This is a genomic window from Kineosporia corallincola (assembly GCF_018499875.1).
Lineage (GTDB): Bacteria > Actinomycetota > Actinomycetes > Actinomycetales > Kineosporiaceae > Kineosporia > Kineosporia corallincola.
This window is the reverse complement of record NZ_JAHBAY010000013.1, coordinates 29715-48922: the sequence shown is the minus strand read 5'-3', so window position 1 is coordinate 48922 and position 19208 is coordinate 29715. Positions and strand designations below refer to the sequence as shown.

The 19208-nt window shown below is 67.9% G+C and carries 19 protein-coding genes; 15 read left to right on the top strand and 4 right to left on the bottom strand.

Annotation, left to right across the window (positions count from 1 at the left end; genetic code table 11):
• Positions 1 to 126 precede the first annotated feature (126 nt).
• From KIH74_RS26885 to KIH74_RS26860, 6 genes are all read left to right on the top strand, one after another.
• A complete protein-coding gene (locus KIH74_RS26885; protein WP_214159143.1) occupies positions 127 to 819 on the top strand; it encodes a GntR family transcriptional regulator in 693 nt (230 codons plus the stop codon).
• A gap of 100 nt (positions 820 to 919) precedes the next feature.
• Positions 920 to 2758 (top strand): bifunctional metallophosphatase/5'-nucleotidase, encoded by a 1839-nt coding sequence (locus KIH74_RS26880; RefSeq protein WP_214159142.1) that lies wholly within the window; start codon positions 920 to 922, stop codon positions 2756 to 2758.
• Between the two features lie 105 nt (positions 2759 to 2863).
• Positions 2864 to 4072: an endonuclease gene (locus tag KIH74_RS26875; RefSeq protein ID WP_214159141.1), complete on the top strand. Its 1209-nt coding sequence runs from the start codon at positions 2864 to 2866 to the stop codon at positions 4070 to 4072.
• Positions 4072 to 4755, top strand: coding sequence for an alpha/beta fold hydrolase (locus KIH74_RS26870; protein WP_214159140.1), 684 nt, complete (start codon positions 4072 to 4074; stop codon positions 4753 to 4755). The genes KIH74_RS26875 and KIH74_RS26870 overlap by 1 nt, the downstream gene beginning before the upstream one ends.
• Before the next feature lie 59 nt (positions 4756 to 4814).
• On the top strand, positions 4815 to 5231 hold the full coding sequence (locus KIH74_RS26865) for a Fur family transcriptional regulator (protein ID WP_214159139.1): 417 nt from the start codon (positions 4815 to 4817) through the stop codon (positions 5229 to 5231).
• A gap of 19 nt (positions 5232 to 5250) precedes the next feature.
• Complete coding sequence (locus tag KIH74_RS26860) at positions 5251 to 5736, top strand: Dps family protein (RefSeq protein ID WP_214159138.1); 486 nt, start codon at positions 5251 to 5253, stop codon at positions 5734 to 5736.
• Positions 5737 to 5795: 59 nt separating this feature from the next.
• Here KIH74_RS26860 and KIH74_RS26855 read toward each other — a convergent pair whose 3' ends face one another.
• The gene (locus KIH74_RS26855; RefSeq protein ID WP_214159137.1) at positions 5796 to 6377 is read right to left on the bottom strand and encodes a mismatch-specific DNA-glycosylase; all 582 of its coding nucleotides are present in this window, start codon (positions 6375 to 6377) and stop codon (positions 5796 to 5798) included.
• A gap of 37 nt (positions 6378 to 6414) precedes the next feature.
• Positions 6415 to 6789, bottom strand: coding sequence for a DoxX family protein (locus KIH74_RS26850; RefSeq protein ID WP_214159136.1), 375 nt, complete (start codon positions 6787 to 6789; stop codon positions 6415 to 6417).
• 96 nt (positions 6790 to 6885) lie between these two features.
• Here KIH74_RS26850 and KIH74_RS26845 point away from each other — a divergent pair, with 96 nt between their 5' ends.
• Positions 6886 to 7383 carry a MarR family winged helix-turn-helix transcriptional regulator gene (locus KIH74_RS26845; protein WP_214159135.1) on the top strand — a complete coding sequence of 166 codons (498 nt, stop codon included), beginning with the start codon at positions 6886 to 6888 and terminating at the stop codon, positions 7381 to 7383.
• 71 nt (positions 7384 to 7454) lie between these two features.
• A complete protein-coding gene (locus tag KIH74_RS26840) occupies positions 7455 to 9041 on the top strand; it encodes a hypothetical protein (RefSeq protein WP_214159134.1) in 1587 nt (528 codons plus the stop codon).
• Position 9042: 1 nt separating this feature from the next.
• Here KIH74_RS26840 and KIH74_RS26835 read toward each other — a convergent pair whose 3' ends face one another.
• A complete protein-coding gene (locus KIH74_RS26835) occupies positions 9043 to 9909 on the bottom strand; it encodes a PP2C family protein-serine/threonine phosphatase (protein ID WP_214159133.1) in 867 nt (288 codons plus the stop codon).
• Between the two features lie 341 nt (positions 9910 to 10250).
• Between KIH74_RS26835 and ilvD the strand changes: the two genes are divergently transcribed.
• The 3 genes from ilvD to KIH74_RS26820 all read left to right on the top strand — a co-directional run bounded on the left by ilvD (position 10251) and on the right by KIH74_RS26820 (position 13163).
• Complete coding sequence (ilvD, locus tag KIH74_RS26830) at positions 10251 to 12098, top strand: dihydroxy-acid dehydratase (protein ID WP_214159132.1); 1848 nt, start codon at positions 10251 to 10253, stop codon at positions 12096 to 12098.
• 223 nt (positions 12099 to 12321) lie between these two features.
• Positions 12322 to 12600 carry a hypothetical protein gene (locus tag KIH74_RS26825; protein WP_214159131.1) on the top strand — a complete coding sequence of 93 codons (279 nt, stop codon included), beginning with the start codon at positions 12322 to 12324 and terminating at the stop codon, positions 12598 to 12600.
• A gap of 14 nt (positions 12601 to 12614) precedes the next feature.
• The gene (locus KIH74_RS26820; protein WP_214159130.1) at positions 12615 to 13163 is read left to right on the top strand and encodes a Panacea domain-containing protein; all 549 of its coding nucleotides are present in this window, start codon (positions 12615 to 12617) and stop codon (positions 13161 to 13163) included.
• An 11-nt stretch (positions 13164 to 13174) separates the two neighbouring features.
• Here the strand turns inward: KIH74_RS26820 and KIH74_RS26815 are convergent, their stop codons facing one another.
• A complete protein-coding gene (locus KIH74_RS26815) occupies positions 13175 to 14200 on the bottom strand; it encodes a LacI family DNA-binding transcriptional regulator (RefSeq protein ID WP_214159129.1) in 1026 nt (341 codons plus the stop codon).
• Positions 14201 to 14440: 240 nt separating this feature from the next.
• Between KIH74_RS26815 and KIH74_RS26810 the strand changes: the two genes are divergently transcribed.
• From KIH74_RS26810 to arfA, 4 genes are read left to right on the top strand one after another with little or no spacing between them, the layout of a single operon-like run.
• Positions 14441 to 15796, top strand: coding sequence for an ABC transporter substrate-binding protein (locus tag KIH74_RS26810; RefSeq protein WP_214159128.1), 1356 nt, complete (start codon positions 14441 to 14443; stop codon positions 15794 to 15796).
• A 17-nt stretch (positions 15797 to 15813) separates the two neighbouring features.
• Positions 15814 to 16740 carry a carbohydrate ABC transporter permease gene (locus KIH74_RS26805; protein ID WP_214159127.1) on the top strand — a complete coding sequence of 309 codons (927 nt, stop codon included), beginning with the start codon at positions 15814 to 15816 and terminating at the stop codon, positions 16738 to 16740.
• Positions 16737 to 17597, top strand: coding sequence for a carbohydrate ABC transporter permease (locus KIH74_RS26800; protein WP_214159126.1), 861 nt, complete (start codon positions 16737 to 16739; stop codon positions 17595 to 17597). The genes KIH74_RS26805 and KIH74_RS26800 overlap by 4 nt, the downstream gene beginning before the upstream one ends.
• Positions 17598 to 17630: 33 nt before the next feature.
• Positions 17631 to 19151, top strand: a complete 1521-nt coding sequence (arfA, locus tag KIH74_RS26795) for an arabinosylfuranosidase ArfA (protein ID WP_372492132.1) — start codon at positions 17631 to 17633, stop codon at positions 19149 to 19151.
• The last annotated feature ends 57 nt before the right edge of the window (positions 19152 to 19208 follow it).

Genomic DNA, 19208 nt, shown 5'->3' with positions numbered 1-19208 from the left:
GCTGACCCTTTCGAAGCTAGCCTTTGTTCAACAATCCTTCAATTGACTCGTGGAACCGTTCGTCGCTCTTCATCGCGGCGAAACAATCGTTGAGCAATCCCCTTATCCCCTGGGTAGCCTGTGGCCATGCGCGCGAGCATGGTCGAAGACTTCGCCGACGACCGGCGCCAGATCTCCCGGGCCAGCACGGTGGAGTGGGTCGTCGACTCCCTGCGCACCCGCATCACCGAGGGCTATTTCGATCCCGGCACCCGGCTGTCCGAGGAGGCGCTCGGCGAGGCGCTGGAGGTCTCCCGCAACACCCTGCGCGAGGCCTTCCGCCTGCTGACCCACGAGCGGCTGCTGGAGCACCGGCGCAATCGCGGCGTGTTCGTGCGCAGCCTGACGCCCGCCGACATCGCCGAGCTCTACCGGGTGCGGGTGCTGCTGGAGAACGCGGCGCTGGGCTCGCTGGGCGAGGAGTTCGACCTGTCCGAGCTACGGGCTGCCCTGGCCGAGGCCGAGGCGGCGGCGCAGCGCGCGGACTGGCAGGCCGTCGGCACCGCGAACATCCACTTCCACCAGGGCATCGTGGCGCTGGCCGGCAGTCACCGGCTGACCGACTACCTGCGCGGGCTGTTCGCCGAACTGCGCCTGGCCTTCCTGGTGCTCGACGACCCGCAGGGTCTGCACGAGCCCTACATCCGGCGCAACGCCACCCTGCTGTCGCTGCTGGAAGACGGCGACATCGCCGGTGCACAACGGGAACTCGCCGACTACCTGGAAGAGGCCCGGACCCGGCTCACCACCCCGCGTCAAGACCGAGCGGATAGGGATTAGCTGTGCAACCTGCGTGAACGGCAGATCAACTCTTTCCCGGTCGACGACCTTTGCCCTTTTATTCCTGGATCCGCGCACAGCAAGTGGATAGCTTGCGCCCATGAAGCCCCTCACGATGCGCAGAGGCGGGCTCACCGCGGTCATCGCCGCGAGCACCGTCGCAGCACTTTTCGCACTACCGTCATCTCCCGCCGAGGCCAGTGACACGGCCGCGGTGAAGAAGAAGAGCGACACGGTCGACCTTCAGATCCTGAGCTTCAACGACTACCACGGTCACCTCGAGACGCCCTCGGGCAGCGACGGCACCGTGACCACCGACGAGGGTGAGGTGGCGGCCGGCGGCTCCGAGTACCTGACCACCGAGCTGCGGACCCTCCGCAAGAACCAGAAGCACAGCCTGACCGTCACGGCCGGCGACCTGATCGGCGGATCGCCGTTCCTGTCCGGCATCTTCAAGGACGAGCCCAGCATCGAGACCCTGAACAACATGGACGTCGACGTCTCCAGCGTCGGCAACCACGAGTTCGACGAGGGGGTGTCCGAGCTCCTGCGCATCCAGTACGGCGGCTGCCACCCGACCGAGGGCTGCTTCGACAAGGACGGCTACTCCGGCGCCGACTTCCAGTACCTCGCGGCGAACGTGGAGTACAAGGACGGCGTCAAGGTCACCAAGCCGAAGAAGGCCAAGAAGTACGGCGACTGGTTCAATGCCTCGACCGGCCGCACGATCCTTCCGCCCACCTCGATCAAGAAGGTGGACGGCGTCAAGGTCGGCTTCATCGGCATGACGCTGGAGGGCACCCCGGAGCTGGTCGCCCAGGCCGGCATCAAGGACGTCCAGTTCAACGACGAGGTCGAGAGCGCCAACCTGGCCGCGAAGGACCTGCGCAAGAAGGGCGTCGAGGCGATCGTCGTGCTGCTGCACGAGGGCGGCATCCCGGTGGACGAGAACGCCACCTACGACTTCGACTGCAACAGCGGCAGCGCGGCGGGCATCTCCGGCCCGATCGTGAACATCGCCGAGAACCTCAGCTCCAGCATCGACCTGGTGGTCACCGGTCACACCCACGAGTCCTACAACTGCAACATCCCGGACCCGAAGGGCAACGCCCGCTACGTCACCAGCGACCTGTCCTACGGCCGCACGGTGACCGAGACCAATCTGAAGCTGAGCAAGAAGACCGGCGACGTCATCCGCTCCTCGGTGAAGTCGGCCAACCACCTGGTGGACCGCACCCAGAAGAAGGCCTCGGACCAGACCAAGACCATCGCCAAGTGGAACGAGCTGGTCGGCCCGATCGCGAACACGGTCGTCGGCGAGATCACCGGTGACGTCAAGCGCAGCGTCAGCCGCGACACCGAGTCCAGCCTGGGCGACCTGATCGCCGACGCGCAGCTGTCCGCCACCACGGCCGAGGCCGACGGCGGGGCGCAGATGGCGTTCATGAACCCCGGCGGTGTGCGGGCGGACCTCACCTACGCGGGCTCGTCCGCCGGTGAGGGCGACGGCAAGGTGACCTACGGCGAGTCGTTCACCGTGCAGCCGTTCGGCAACCTGCTCACCTCGATGACGGTGACCGGCGCGCAGATCGAGACCATGCTCGAGCAGCAGTGGACGACACAGACCGACGGCAGCGTCAAGTTCCTGCACCTGGGCGTCTCGAAGGGCTTCACCTACTCCTGGTCGAAGTCCGGTGCGGTGGGCGACAAGGTCGACCCCTCCACGATCGAGCTGAACGGTGAGACCATCGACCCGGACGCCTCGTACCGGATCACGGTCAACTCGTTCCTGGCCGACGGTGGTGACGGTTTCACCGTTCTCACCGAGGGCACCGACCGCGCCGGTGGTGGCGTCGACCTGGACGCGTTCAACACCTACCTGGAGGCCAACTCCCCGGTGACCGGCCCGGCCGCCGACCGCGTGACGGCCCTGGACTGATCTGCTCCACCTCGCGGTCATGCGGTTTCTCCTCCGGGCGAAACCGCATGACCGCGAACCTGTTTGTGCGCCACGCTCGGACGACCACGACGATCGGAGCCCCTGATGATTACCGCTTCGCGCCGCATGGCCTGGCTCGCCCTTCCCCTGGCCCTGATCGGCCCGGCGCTCTCCGGCTGCTCGGCCGACCCGGCCTCGGCCGGCCCTCCGACCCTCGCCTCGATCGAGCAGGTCGCCGACTCCACCCCGCTCACCGTGGCCCAGGCGATCGCCGGCCAGAGCGGCACCAGCTCGCTCGTGCGCGGCTACGTGGTGGGCCAGCCGACCGCCACCGACACCGTGCTGCGCAGCGGCTTCACCGGTGACACCGCCATCGCCCTGGCCGACTCGGCCGGCGAGACCGACACCGACGACATGCTCTACGTGCAGATCACCAGCAGCTACCGGTCCACCTACGGGTTGCAGAGCAACCCGGGCCTGATCGGCACCCGGCTCGACGTGACCGGCACTCTCACAGCCTATTTCAGCCACGCCGGGCTGAAGTCACCGTCGGCGATCAGCACGGCCGGAACCTCCACGCCCACGGCCACCCCGACCACCACCACGACGACCAGCCCGCCGGCCAGTGGTGACTACTACGCCGCGGCCGAGGGCAAGACCGGCAACGACCTGCACGAGGCCCTGCACCAGATCATCTCCACGAACGTCACCAAGCTCTCGTACGACCAGGTGTGGGACGCCCTCAAGGTCACCGATCAGGACCCGAAGAACTCCGGCAACGTGATCCTGCTCTACAGCGGCACCAGCAGGTCGAAGAGCCTGAACGGCGGTGACGCGGACGACTGGAACCGCGAGCACGTCTGGGCCAAGTCGCACGGCGACTTCGGCACCGCCACCGGGCCGGGCACCGATCTGCACCACCTGCGGCCCGAGGACGTCACGGTCAACTCCGACCGGGGGAACCTGGACTTCGACGACGGCGGAACCGAGAACGACGAGGCCCCGGGCAATTACGCCGACTCCGACTCCTGGGAACCCCGGGACGCGGTGAAGGGCGACGTGGCCCGGATGATCTTCTACATGGCCGTGCGGTACGACGGCGACGACGGTTTCGCCGACCTGACCCTCGACAACGCCACCACCGGCGGCTCGGCACCGCGTTTCGGCAAGCTGTCGACCCTGCTGGAGTGGAACGACGAAGATCCGGTGGACAGCTTCGAGCAGAACCGGAACGACGCCATCTACGAGCAGTTCCAGCACAACCGCAACCCGTTCATCGATCACCCCGAGTGGGTGGAGGAGGTGTTCGGCTGATGAGGTTCACCACCTCGGCCGGCGTCGGTATCGAGTACACCGACACCGGCTCCGGCCCGACCCTGGTACTACTGCACGGCCTGGGTGAGGGCGGGGTGAGCTGGCACCCGCTGCTACCGGCGTTCGAGGCCGGCCACCGCGTGCTGAACGTGACCCTGCGCGGCCACACGCCGAGCGACTGGCCGGGCGAATACTCCTACCAGAGCTTCTTTTCGGACGTCGTGGAGCTGCTGGACTCGCTTGCCCCCGCACCGGGCACCGTGCTCGGGCACTCCCTGGGCGGGATCACCGCGTTCATGCTCGCCGTCGACCGGCCCGACCTGGTGAACCGGCTGATCGTGGAGGACGTGGCCCCGGGCCCGCCGTTCCCGCCCCGTCCCCTGCCCGACCGGCCGGATCGCGAGATACCCCTGGACTGGGAGATGGTGGTGCAGATGCGCCCGCAGATCGACGCCGGGGCCCTGGACCTGCTCGACCGGCTGCACACCATCACCATGCCGACGCTGGTCGTCGGTGGCGGCGAGACCAGTCACGTGCCCCAGGCCTGGCTGGAAGAGGCCACGCGCCGCATCCCGCACGCCGAGCTGATCACGCTCGGCGGGGGGCACAGCGTGCACGATGTGCTTCCGGAGGAGTTCACCAAGACGGTGCTGACCTGGCTGGACGCCCATCCCCCGGCCTGACCGGCCGACGGTGCGCCCTTCTTTTGACAGACTCAAAAGAAGGGCGCATAGTGGTGGCCATGACGGATCCGACAGTGCTCCTGCGCGGAGCAGGCCTCCGCAGCACGGCGCCCCGGCGGGCCGTTCTGGAAGCGCTGATCACCCGGCCGCACTCCACGGTCACCGACCTGTCCCAGGCGGTGGACGGGCAGCTCTCCAACCAGACCATCTACAACGCACTCGATGATCTGGCGAACTCCGGCCTGGTGCGGCGCATCGAACCGGCCGGGTCGGCCACCCGTTACGAGACCCGGGTCGGCGACAACCATCACCACCTGGTCTGCCGGTCGTGCGGCGTGGTCGCCGACGTGGACTGCCACACCGGCGAGGCCCCCTGTCTGACACCGGCGTCCAGCAACGGCTTTGCCCGGGTGGACGAGGCCGAGGTGGTCTGGTGGGGAATCTGCAACACCTGCGCGGCTCGCCCACAGGGCTGAGAAGAAGGGGTAGAACATCATGACCGAAACACTGAACAAAACCACCGGTTTCCACGCTTCGCACTTCCTGGCCGACAACCTCCAGCGGGTCCTGGTCGACCTGGTGGCCCTGCACCTGTACGGCAAGCAGGCACACTGGAACATCGTCGGCAAGAACTTCCGCGACCTGCACCTCCAGCTCGACGAGCTGGTCGACGCCGCCCGCGAGCACAGCGACACGATCGCCGAGCGCATGCGGGCCCTCGACGTCACGCCCGACGCCGGCCCGAAAACCGTGTGCGCGCAGACCTCCCTGACCGACTTCGGCACCGGTGAGGTGGACACCTCCGACGCCGTCGACCGGATCACCCTGCTGATTCGCGAGACCGTCGGCACCATCCGCGCCGTACACGACGACGTGGACAACGAGGACCCGACCTCGGCCGATCTGCTCCACGCGATCATCCACGACCTGGAGAAGCAGGCCTGGCTGATCAGTTCGGAGAACCGCACCGCCAAGCGCTGATCACCCTTAAAATTGAGGACGACGCTGAGCTCCTGAAAAGCTCAGCGTCGTCCTCAATTTCAGTTCTGGAATATCCCGGCGGCGATTCCCGCGCGGCGGAACTGCTCGGCCAGCTCGGGCAGCTGCGTGCCGGCGTTGAGGCCACTGGGGTTCGGCAGCACCCACACCTGCGCGTCGTGCAGGTTCTGTTCCTGCGGGCCGGTTCTCGCCCTGGGCAACCGGAAAGCCGTGCGGTATGCGGTGATCCCGAGGAAGGCGACCACCCGCGGACCGCGCCGGGCCACCAGCTGATCCAGTTGCCCCGCGCCGCGCACCAGTTCGGCGGGATCCAGCTCGTCGGCCCGTGCCGTGGCGCGGTGGGCCAGGTTGGTGATGCCGATGCCCCGGTCGAGCAGGTGCCGGCGGTCGTCGTCGGTGTAGCCGGACGAGGCGTCGATCAGCCGGTCGGTCAGCCCGGAACGGTGCAGCGCCGGGTAGAACCGGTTGCCACGCCGGGCGAAGTGCGCCTGCACCGCGGCGGTCCACAGACCCGGGTTGATGCCGACGAACAGCAGACGCAGCCGGGGGCCGAGCAGGTCGGGCACCGTGGTGTCGCGGTAGGACTCCAGCTGTTCCCGCGTGAACCGCGCCCGATCTGCCACCACGCCACCCTAAACCGGCCCGGTCGCCCGCCGATCGTCAGAAGCTGTTCGGCCCGAAACGCATGATCGCCACGAACAGCGAGAGCAGGCCGAGCACCAGGGCGGGCACGGCGCCGCCACCCTCACCGCGGCGCAGGTGCACCACGACCGCCACCACCATGGTGACGAACAACCCGGCCGCGGCCAGCGGGGTGAGCACCGGCACGATCCCCAGGGCCGCGGGCAGGATCAGCCCGATCGCACCGAGCACCTCGACCAGGCCGATCAGCTTCACCTGACCGTCGCCGAAGTCCCCGGCCCAGCCCATGCCGGACTCGATCAGCTTGGCCCGGGGCTGGGCCAGCTTCATCGCGCCGGCCGCCGCGAAGGCCGCGGCCAGCAGTGCCGCGACAACCCACAGGACGACGTCCATGATGCTTCTCCCACTCACGATTGACTTGATGCTTCAAGTGAAGTTAAGCGTCGAGAGTTGAAGCGTCAAGCGATGGGCCTGTCCTAGGCTGGCCCCATGAACGAACCGCGCTGGCTGGACGACGAGGAGCAGGACGCCTGGAGAGCGATGGCCGGCATCGTCTTCGCGCTTCCCGCCGCGCTGGACGCCCAGTTGCAGCGGGACGCCGGGCTCACCCACTTCGAATACACGGTGCTGGCGGCCCTTTCCGAGACCGAGGGCCGCAGCCTGCGGATGAGCCTGCTGGCGACGCTGGCCAACGGATCGCTGTCGCGGCTCTCGCACGTGGTGAAGCGGCTGGAGAAGCAGGGCTGGGTACGGCGGGCCACCGACCCGGACGACGGCCGCTACACCGTGGCCACGCTGACCGACGACGGCTACGCCAAGATCGTCGCCACCGCGCCCGGGCACGTGGAGGCGGTGCGGCAGCTGGTGCTCGATCCCCTCACCCGGGCCCAGACCCGGCAGTTGCGCGAGATCGGGTCACGCATCTCACGCGGTCTGGGCGTGCCCGCCGCCGGGGAGTGCCCCGAGCTGAACCGACCGATCCCCTAGGCTGGTCAGGGCCGTGACCCAGACCTGACCACGACGCAGACCCGACACAAGCTCCCGAGAGGCCGGTACCCGTGGCAGACACCGGCCTCGCCGAGCACGCCGACCCGGCCGGTACCGCCCCGGCGGCCCGCGGCCGGATCGCCGCCGCGATCGTGGTGCCGGCCCTGGTCGCCTGCCTGCTGGCCGTGCTCCGGCACCCGCGGGTGGTGTACACCTCCGACTCCACGGCACAGCAGTCGATCGTGCGCACCTGGCTGGACGTCGGTCACGGCACGACCCATCTGCCCGCCGACACCTGGCTGTTCAAGTTCCCGCTCTACCTGGTGCTGGAGGCGATCGGGCTGAGCCCGGTGACCAAGCTGCTGATCGCCGTGCTGGTGCTGACGGCCCTGACGTTCGTGCTGCTGGGCGCCGGCGTGCTGCTGCTCGCGCCGCGCGCCCGCTGGTATCAGCTCGCCGCCCCGCTGGTGTTCCTGGCCGCGATGGGCGGCGGCATCGGCTCGAACCGGAACCTGCCCAACTACCGCAACGTCGAGCTCGGCCTGTGCTTCCTGTTGCTGGCACTGGCCGCGCGGTACCTGGCCCGTCGTCGTCCCCCGGTGTCCACCGTCAGGACGCTGCTGCTCGCCGCGGCCGTGAGCCTGGGCCTGGCCGTGTTCTGGTTCGACGACCCGTACTTCGAGATGCTGGTCGGCCTGCCGCTGATGCTGCTGGCACCGGCCTGGTACCTGCTGCGCACCCGTGACCCCCGGCTGCTGCACCTGGCCGGGTGCCTGCTCGGCTCGTTCCTGCTGCTGCCGCTGCTCCAGCAGGCCGTCGGGGTGGTGGGGCTGGAGATCGACCACACCAAGCAGCTCTCACCCAGCCTGTCGGCCGCCACCCACGGCTGGGGCCAACTGCTGCACGACACCGCCACCCAGTTCGGCGTGGAGCGCTGGCACGGCACGACGCCGCTGGTGATCACCTCGAACCTGTTGATGCTCGGCGTGTTCGCGCTGTTCGTGGCCGGTTCGGCCGTCGGTGCGGCGCGCTTCTGGCGCTCCCGTGAGCTGGTGCCGTTCACGATCGTGGCCACCTGGCCGCTGTGCTTCCTCGGCACCGTGGTGCAAGACGACCACCCCACCCGCTACCTGATCCTGGCCCCGTACCAGCTGGCGGTGACCGCGGTTCTGCTGTTGCCCGGGCTGCCGGAACGGTGGCCGGCCCGGCCCGCCCTCGTCGTCCTCAGTTGTGCCGCCCTGGTGACGGGCGCCTCGGGCGCCACCATCGCGATCCGGGCGAACGCCCACCCGTCCACCGCCCTGACCACGCAGGACGAGCTGATCGACGCGGTGAGGGCGACCGGGCCGGCGAAAGGCCTGGCCCCGTACTGGTTCGGCAACGTGAGCAGCTACCTGGCCGGGGGCGAGCGCACGGTGTACGAGCTGGAGTGCGACCACGGAGTGCTCCAGACCCGCTCGTGGCTCAGCGACACCGCGCGACTCACCCGCAAGGCGTCCTCCACGTTCCTGATCTGGTCGCCCGACTACTACGGGTCGCACGGGTGCGACACGGCCGACCGGGACCGCATCCTCGGGGACGCCGTGCGGGTGCGCTCGCTCAGCGACGGCACCCAGATCCTGGAGTACGGCTACGACATCAGCGGGCGGTTGCCCTAGGTCAGGCGGTCTTCAGCATGCCGGCGGCCTTGGCCTCGGCCACCTTCTGCTCCGCCGCCTCGATCGCGCCCTCGCCGAGTTCCTGGGCCGCACCCACGAACTCACCGTCACCGCCGCCCGGCCTGGAGTCGTCGTCGATCACGTCGCCGATGATGCAGGTGACGTTGTCGGGGGCGCCCGCCTTGAGGGCCAGCGCGATCAGCCGGTCGATCGCCTTGCCGGCGTTCTTGGTGCCGGCCAGCGCCTTCTGGATGGCCTCGCCGGCCACGTAGTCGCTGAGGCCGTCGCTGCACAGCAGGTAACGGTCGCCGGGGACAGCCTGGTACAGGTTGACCTCGGCGGTGCCGCCGTCGTCGCCGCCGCGGAGCACCCGCAGCAGCACGCTGCGCTGGGGGTGCTGGGGGATCAGCTTGGGGTCGAGCCAGCCCTTGTCGGCCAGCATCTGCACATAGGTGTCGTCGTGGGTGAGCTGCACCATCTCGCGGCCCCGCAGCAGGTAGGCCCGGGAGTCGCCGACATTGGTCAGCGCGATGGTGTCCCGGTGGATCAGCATGGCCGTGAGCGTGGTGCCCATGCCGGACAGCTCGGGGTTGTTCCCGATGGCCCTGGCCAGGCGCTGGTCGGCGAACTCGACCGCACCGACGATGTCGCCCTCCGGCCCGAAACTGGTGCCGTGGTCGTCGAGATAGGCCACCGTGCGGGCGACGATGGCGCTGGCCACCTCGCCGAAGTCGTGACCACCCATGCCGTCGGCGACGAGGAACAACCGGCGACCGATGAAGCCGGAATCCTCGTTGTTGGTACGGCGCAGCCCGGGGTGCGTCTTGACGCACGCACGAATCCGCAGCGCCATTGCGCCTCCGCTCACTCTGCGATCTTGCCGGTGAAGATTACTGTTCAACTCCGGGTAGGGCTAGGCCCGTGGTCCACTCCCCGGCCAGTTCATCACGCAGCGCAACGTTTCGGGCCATACTGCCAGCAAAACGTGACTCAGGCGCGCGGAAGACGGACCGATCGTTCCGACATCGAGGAATACCTCACGGCCGCCCGAGTTACCATCGGTGTGTCGCCAGAAGCGACCGTCCTCCAGCACCGGGCGCTGACGCACGTGGCCGACCCGGGCCTCACCGTGCGTCCATCGACACCTGGTCGCCCATCGGTCTGCCCCGGACCGCGCGACCGTAGACGCATGAAAGAAGACTGTTCACGATGACACAGCTTCGGTCGGCCACCTCGACCTCTGGTCGCAACATGGCGGGAGCACGGGCGCTCTGGCGTGCGACCGGCATGACCGACAACGACTTCGGCAAGCCGATCGTGGCGATCGCCAACTCGTTCACCGAGTTCGTGCCGGGCCACGTGCACCTGCGCAACGTGGGCCAGATCGTCGCCGAGTCGATCCAGGAGGCCGGGGCGGTCTCCAAGGAGTTCAACACGATCGCCGTCGACGACGGCATCGCGATGGGCCACGGCGGCATGCTCTACTCCCTGCCCAGCCGGGAGCTGATCGCCGACGCGGTGGAGTACATGGTGAACGCGCACTGCGCCGACGCCCTGGTCTGCATCTCGAACTGCGACAAGATCACCCCCGGCATGCTGCTGGCCGCGCTGCGGCTGAACATCCCCACGGTGTTCGTGTCCGGCGGCCCGATGGAGGCCGGCAAGACCACGGCCATCGAGGGCATCGTGCACTCCAAGCTGGACCTGGTCGACGCCATGGTCGCGGCCGCCGACCCGCGCATCAGCGACGACCAGCTCGACGTGATCGAGCGCTCGGCCTGCCCCACCTGCGGCTCGTGTTCCGGCATGTTCACCGCCAACTCGATGAACTGCCTGACCGAGGCGATGGGCCTGTCGCTGCCCGGCAACGGCTCCACGCTGGCCACCCACGAGGCCCGGCGCCAGCTGTTCAAGGACGCCGGCACCACGGTCGTCGACCTGGCCAACCGCTACTACGGCAAGGACGACGAGTCCGTTCTCCCCCGCAACGTGGCGAGCCGCTCGGCCTTCGAGAACGCCATGGCCCTCGACGTGGCCATGGGCGGTTCCACCAACACGGTGCTGCACCTGCTGGCCGCCGCCCGGGAGGCGGAGATGGACTTCACCGTCGACGACATCGACGCCATCTCGCGCAGGGTGCCGTGCCTGGCCAAGGTCGCCCCGAACTCGCCGAAGTACCACATGGAAGATGTGCACCGGGCCGGCGGCATCCCCGCCATCCTCGGTGAGCTGAACCGTGGCGGACTGCTGAACACCGATGTGAAGCCGGTGCATTCGGCCGACATGGCCACCTGGCTGGCGGAGTGGGACATCCGCAGCGGCTCCGCGTCACAGCGGGCGCTGGAGCTGTTCCGGGCCGCGCCCGGCGGTGTGCGCACCACCGAGCCGTTCTCCACCGAGAACGAGTGGGCCTCGCTCGACACCGACGCGGCCGACGGCTGCATCCGCGACGTCGAGCACGCCTACACCGTCGACGGCGGCCTGGCCATCCTCTCCGGCAACCTCGCCCCCGACGGCTGCGTGGTGAAGACGGCCGGTGTGCCCGAGGCGGTCTGGACGTTCTCCGGCCGGGCCATCGTGTTCGAGAGCCAGGAGGCCGCGGTCGAGGGCATCCTGGGCAAGAAGGTCACCGAGGGCATGATCGTGGTGATCCGCTACGAGGGCCCCAAGGGCGGCCCGGGCATGCAGGAGATGCTGTACCCCACCTCGTTCCTGAAAGGCCGCGGCCTGGGCCAGAAATGCGCCCTGATCACGGACGGCCGGTTCTCCGGCGGCACGAGTGGCCTCTCCATCGGCCACATCTCGCCGGAGGCGGCGGGCGGTGGCCTGATCGCCCTGGTCGAAGACGGCGACCCGATCTCGATCGACATCCCGAACCGCAAGATCTCCCTGGACGTCGACGAGCTGGTGCTCGACCAGCGCCGGGCCGCCCAGGAGAAGCGCGACAAGCCCTACAGCCCGCTCGACCGGCAGCGCCCGGTGTCGGCGGCGCTGCGGGCGTACGCCTCGATGGCCACCGCGGCCTCGGACGGCGCGTACCGGCGGGTGCCGGAGTAGGTCGCAGCGCTCATCGTCTGAACGACCGGCCCGTCCACGCTTTCGCGTCGGCGGGCCGGCGTCGTTCGGACCCGCGCGACTTCAAGACTGTCGGACCCCACCGACATACTTTCTCCATGGAGCGGATGGGGGAATCGGCTCGCCTGCCCCCACAGAAGAGCGGACCTGGGGGGGAATTGGCAAAAGCACGATCGACTCGGCATGACTCCGCCACACTGAATCCGTGCCCCATATGGTCCCGATCTGGGTGGCGGTCCTGCTTATCAGCGATCAGGTGGCCCAAAAAATCATCAGCAAGCACGGCATCACTCCGGACGAGGTCCGGCACGCCATCCAGTGCAAACCCCGGCTCCGAGGTCGCCATGAGCAAGACCCGCCACGCGGACCGCGCTACTACCTCAAGGTCGAGATCCGGGGCCGGCGCTGCCTGGCCGTCCTTTACCCGAGCCCGAAAGATCGCGAGACCTTCGCGCTCGGCAGCGTCTATGAAGTGGAGGGCTGATGCACACTGAACACATGACCACTTGGGACGGTGTCAGCGACTTCTACGAAGAGGACGAGCCGCCCGAGACCATCGTCTCGGTCCTGCGGGCACCGGAGAACGTCGTCACAGCTCATCCGGTGAGCGTCCTCGACCTGGCGGCAGCCATTCTGCACGAGTGTCCTCAGGCCGGCGAACTCAAGCTCCAGAAGCTCTGTTACTACACGCAGGCAGAGCACCTGGTTCTCACCGGCGAGCCACTCTTCCCCGAGCGCATCGAGGCCTGGGCCGCAGGGCCCGTGGTGCGAGAGCTGTGGAAGCAGCGTCGTTATCAGAGTGAGGCCCTGGGCAACGCGGCACTCGTCGAGCAACACCCGACGGGCCGCACCGCCCTCCACAACACCCTGGGCAGGTATCGCGACTGGACGGGGGCCCAGCTCAGTGAGCTCAGCCACCGCGAGGGCCCATGGCTCGCGGCCCGGGAGGGACTGGCCCCAGAAGCCAGTAGCAGCACGGAGATCCGGCTCTCCGACATCCGCTCCTACTACGAGCGCCTGGCCACCATTCCTGACGAATCCCCCTGAGGTCCAGCACCTCAGCCCGCCGCATCCCCCACCGTGCTCTGCCGGGCCACCAGCCGGTGCCCGGCCCGTAGGTCGACGCCGGGCACCGGCTCCCGGCTCTTGATCCGCATCACCAGCCGTTCCACCGCCATCCGGGCGATCTCGGCCTTGTCCGGCGAGATCGTGCTGATCGTCGGCCGGCTGTAACGACCGTCCTCGATGTCGTCGTACCCGATCACCGCCACGTCTTCCGGCACCCGTAAACCGTTGTGCAGCAGGGTGTGAATGGCGCCGGACGCCACCAGGTCGCTGTAGCAGAACACCGCATCCGGCGGATTATCCAGTCGCAGAAGGCTTTCCATCGCCGTGGCACCGTCCAGACGGTTGAAGCGCGGCGTTCCGATGATCAGCGACTCGTCGAGCGGCAGGCCGGCCGCGGCATGCGCGGCGCGAAAACCCTTGGTGCGGCGCTGGGCCGCCTCACCGGTCGGGTAGGGCTGGTCGCCGATCGCGGCGATCCGGCGACGCCCCAGCCCGATCAGATGGTTCACCGCCTCGGTCGACGCCGCCACGTCGTCGATGCCGACATGGTCGAAATTGGCCGTGGACGTGCGTTCTCCGATCACCACCATGGGCAGCGCCGGGTCCCGCCTCGACAGGTCGTCCTGCGACAGGCCGAGCGGGCTGTAGATGATGCCGTCGAACAGCGACCGGTGCGACGCCTGCCCGATCAGCTGACCCTCGTGCTCCCGGTCGCCGTCGGACTGGTCGATCAGCACGTTGTACCCGACCCGCCGGGCCACCGGGATGATCGCCTGGAGCAGCTCGGAGAAGTACGGCGTGTCGAGATAAGGCACCACCACGACGATCTGGCCGGAGCGCCCGGTGGCCAGGTGCCGGGCCAGCACGTTCGGCCGGTAGCCGAGCTGGGCGATCGCGGCTTCCACCTTGTGGCGGGTGACGTCGGTGACCTTGGCATACCCGTTGACCACGTTCGAGACCGTGCGCGGGGACACCCCGGCCAGGTCGGCGACGTCACGCAGCGTTGCTTCCTTCATAGGCACCTCTCCCGCCGGGCGAGCCGAAGAGGCTCGCGCCGTCCATCGTATTTCGTTTCAATCACCCCTTGTCACCCACTTATCGCCCATGCATACTCCTTTGCAGCGCTGCAACGGACCTCGCACCCATAGCTCTCCCTGGCCTGATCGGTACCCGCCGACCAGGCTGACTGCCCCTGTGCGTCACCCTGCGTGGTCCCTGCGGTAGCCAGACATGTCATGACCAAAGGAGGCATCGACATGCGCTTGCGCACACCCACTCTTGTCGCTACCGGGATGGTCGCCGCGATCGGGCTGGCTGCCTGTGGCGGCGGAAGCGACGGCGGCTCAGGAAGCGCCGCGGACTCGTCCAAGTGCACGAACAAGATCGTGAACGCGGACGCCAAGAAGGTCACGGTCTGGGGCTGGTACCCCAACATGGCCAAGGTCGTGGACAACTTCAACAACGACCACACCGACGTCCAGGTCTGCTGGACGAACGCCGGTCAGGGCCAGACCGAGTACGACAAGTTCCAGACGTCCATCACGGCGAAGAAGGGCGCGCCGGACGTCATCATGCTGGAGGCCGAGCAGCTGGTCGGCTTCGAGATCCAGGACGCACTGGTCGATCTCGCGCCGCTCGGCGCCAACGACGTGAAGTCCAACTTCAGCGAGGGCGCCTGGAGCGACGTCTCGCAGGGCGACGCGGTGTACGCCATCCCGGTCGACGGCGGGCCGATGGGGATGATCTACCGCAAGGACATCCTCGAGAAGTACGACATCGACGTGCCGAAGACCTGGGCCGAGTACGCCGAGGCCGCGCAGAAACTGAAGGACGCCGGTGGGCCGGCCTTCGGGGACATCGGCAGCAACATCCCGGCAGCGGTGACCGCGCTGATGATCCAGAAGGGCGCGGTGCCCTTCCAGTACGACCTCTCCGACAAGCTGAACATCAGCATCAAGCTCGACGACCAGGCGACCAAGGACGTCCTCAATTACTGGGGTGACCTGGTCAAGAAGGGTTTGATCGGCAAGGAGGACCAGTTCACCACCGACTACATCTCCGGTGTGGTCGGCGGTAAGTACGCCACCTACGTGTCGGCCGCCTGGGCCCCCGGTTACCTGAGCGGCCAGGGCGTCGGTGAGGGTGACGACGCCGGCCAGTTCGCCGCCGCCGAGCTGCCGCAGTGGGACGAGAGCAACCCGGTGTCGGTGAACTGGGGCGGTTCGACCTTCGCCGTGACCACGCAGACCTCGGACAAGCAGGCCGCGGCCACCGTGGCCATGGGCCTGTACGCCGACGAGGCCTCGCTGACCGACGGCTGGAAGACGCAGACCATCTTCCCGCTGAACCAGACCGTGCTGAAGTCGGACGAGTTCGTCAACGCGAAGATCGACTTCTTCGACGGCCAGACGGCCAACAAGGACATCTATGTCCCCGCCGAGAACGCCTACGCAGGAGCAACTTACAGCCCGTTCACGGTGTACTACTACGCCCAGCTCCAGGCCCAGCTGGTGAAGCTCTTCGCCGGCCAGACCACGGGCGACCAGGCAGCCACGGACCTCCAGGCCACCATGGTGGAGTACGCCAAGAGCCAGGGCTTCAACGTTCGATGACCGACGTCGACACTGTCATGTCGACGAGCGCCGCACCCGCCCGGCCGATCCGGCGGGTGCGGCCCCGTCTCCTGCGCCGCGACCAGATCGGCTGGCTGTTCGTGCTGCCGTTCCTGATCGTGTTCCTGGCCTTCCTGGTGGCCCCCCTGGTCTACGCCGGTTACCTCAGCCTCTACACCAAGGGCCTGGCCACCGGCACCACGTTCGCCGGCTTCGACAACTACACCCGGGCGTTCCACGACCCGTCGTTCCGTAAGGGCCTGTGGCTGGTCGTCCGGTTCAGCCTGGTGGTGATCCCGCTGCAGATCGGGGTGGCCCTGGCCGCGGCCCTGATGCTCGACGAGATCACCGGCCGGCTGGCCAGTTTCAGCCGCCTGATGATCTTCCTGCCGTACGCCGTGCCGGCCGTGATCGGAGCCCTGATGTGGGGTTTCCTCTACAGCCCGAGCTTCGGCCCGATCGAGCAGATCGCCTCGTTGTTCAACGTGCAGGCACCGTTCCTGCTCAGTCAGGGCAACATCTTCAAGGGCCTGCTCAACATCGTCACCTGGCAGTGGTCCGGCTACTACATGATCATCATCTACGCCGCCCTGAAGAGCATCGACACCTCGCTCTACGAGGCGGCCCGGATCGACGGGGCGAACACCCGGCAGATCGCCCTGCGGATCAAGGTGCCGCTGGTCTCCTCGGCGCTCGTGCTGATCCTGGTCTTCTCGCTGATCGGCACCTTGCAGTTCTTCACCGAACCGGCCATCGTCTCCCCGATCGCGAACGGCTCGGTGACGCCCGACTTCACGCCCAACATCTACGCTTTCAACCTGGCCTTCCGCTACGCACAGTTCAACTACGCCTCGGCGATCTCGTTCTCGCTCGGCTTCGTGGTGTTCCTGGCAGTCGCCGTCTTCACCTTCGCCACCCGTAAGCGGGGAGGTCTGTTCACATGAGCCAGCCGCGACGTGTCCCCCGGCACACCGGGATCAAACTGATCCTGCTGGCCCTGGTCTGCTACTTCCTGCTGCCGGTCTGGTGGCTGGTGGTGGCCAGCACGAAGAACGCCAAGGGACTGTTCTCCGGTTCGGGTGCCCTCTGGTTCAACGGGTTTCACCTGTTCGACAACCTGGGAGACCTGTTCAGCTACAACAACGGCGAGTACCTGCGGTGGATGTGGAACTCGGTGCTCTACGCCGGGGCCGGCGGGATCGGCTGCACGATCGTCTCGGTGCTGGCCGGCTACGGCTTCGCGATGTACAAGTTCACCGGCCGCACCGTGTTTTTCGGCAGTGTGCTCGGTGCCGTGATGGTTCCGCTGACCGCCCTGGTGATCCCGACGTTCGTGATGTTCTCGAACGCCGGTCTCACCGACACGATCTGGGCGGTGATCCTGCCGTCACTGCTCAGCCCGTTCGCGGTGTATCTGATGCGGGTCTACGCCGGCGGCTCGATCCCGGAGGAACTGGTGGACGCCGCCCGCGTGGACGGTGCCGGTGAGCTGCGGATCTTCTTCCAGGTCGCGCTGCCGCTGATGCGGCCCGGCGTGATCACCGTGCTGCTGCTGTCGGTCGTGTCCACCTGGAACAACTACTTCCTGCCCCTGACCATGCTGTCGACCTCCAAGCTGTACCCGCTGACCGTGGGTATCAACCTCTGGGAGACGCTGGCCACGTCGAACAACGGCTCCGGGCAGTCACTCTGGAACCTGATCATCGTCGGTTCCCTGCTCTCCACGCTCCCGCTCATCATCGCCTTCCTCAGCCTCCAGCGGTACTGGCAGGGCGGTCTCACCGTGGGAAGTCTCAAGTAAATGTCCACGCTGCCAGAAACCGGGAGAAAACCCTTGCTCTCTGCCACGTTCCGGCTCGATCCGGCCTTCACCGTGGCCCCCGTGTCACGACGTACCTTCGGCTCGTTCGTCGAGCACATGGGGCGCTGCGTCTACACCGGCATCTACGAACCGGGACACCCCACGGCGGACGCCGACGGGTTCCGGCAGGACGTCCTGGCCCTCGCCCGCGAGCTCGGGATCTCGCTGGTCCGTTATCCCGGAGGCAATTTCGTCTCCGGGTACCGCTGGGAGGACGGCGTCGGGCCGGTCGCCGACCGGCCCGTGCGCCGCGATCTGGCCTGGCACTGCCTGGAGACGAACGAGGTCGGGATCGACGAGTTCATGCGCTGGGCGGGCAAGGCCGGGGTGGAGGTGATGTACGCGCTGAACCTCGGCACCCGTGGGGTGCAGGAGGCCCTCGACGTGCACGAGTACATCAACCAGCCCGACCGCACCCACTTCGCCGAGATGCGCCGGGCCAACGGCGTCGACAAACCGTACGGCGTCACGATGTTCTGCCTGGGCAACGAGCTCGACGGCCCCTGGCAGACCGGCCACAAGACGGCGCACGAGTACGGCCGGCTCGCGGCCGAGACCGCCCGGGCCCTGCGCTCGGCGGAGCCGGACCTGGAGCTGGTGGCCGTCGGCAGCTCCAGCTCGTCGATGCCGACGTTCGCCGCCTGGGAGTCCGAGGTTCTCGAGCTCACCTACGACGTGGTCGACTACGTCTCGGCGCACGCCTACTACGAGCCGCTGAACGGTGACGTGGCCAGCTTCCTGGCGTCGGCCGTGGACATGGACCACTTCGTCGACAGTGTGGTGGCCACCGCGGACAGCGTGGGCGCCAGGCTGAAGAACCCGAAGCGGATCATGATCTCGTTCGACGAGTGGAACGTCTGGAAACAGAGCGCTTTCGAGTCCGGGGCCACTGCGGCCGACCCGTCCGAGTGGGCGATCGCGCCGCGGGTGATCGAGGACGAGTACACGGTCACCGATGCCGTGGTGGTGGGCAACCTGCTGATCTCGTTGCTGCGGCACAGCGACCGGGTGACGGCCGCCTGCCAGGCGCAGCTGGTCAACGTGATCGCGCCGATCCGCAGCGAGGCCGGCGGGCCGGCCTGGCGGCAGACCATCTTCCACCCGTTCGCGATCACCTCGCGGTTCGCCCGGGGCGACGTGCTGCGGGTGGAGCCGAGCGGTCCGCTGTACGACACGGAGAAGTACGGCGAGGTGCCGGTGGTGGACGCCGTCGCCACGCACGACGCGGAGACCGGTGAGCTCAGCGTGTTCGTGGTCAACCGGCACCAGGAGGAGCAGGTGTCGCTGGCCGTGCCGCTGGGCGGCTTCGACCATGCCTTCCAGGTGGCCGAGTCGTGGACGCTGTCCGACACCGACCTGTCCGCCACGAACACCGTCGACCAGCCGGACCGCGTGGTTCCGGTCGAGGCGTCAGGGGTAACGGTGGACGACGGGGAGCTGCGGCTCGACCTGCCGCCGGTCTCCTGGACAGCCATCCGCCTCACTCGGCGATAGTTCAGCCAGGCAACAACTTTCGGGCCTTCCGGTTTGCGCTGTGACCTGGGTCGCGCC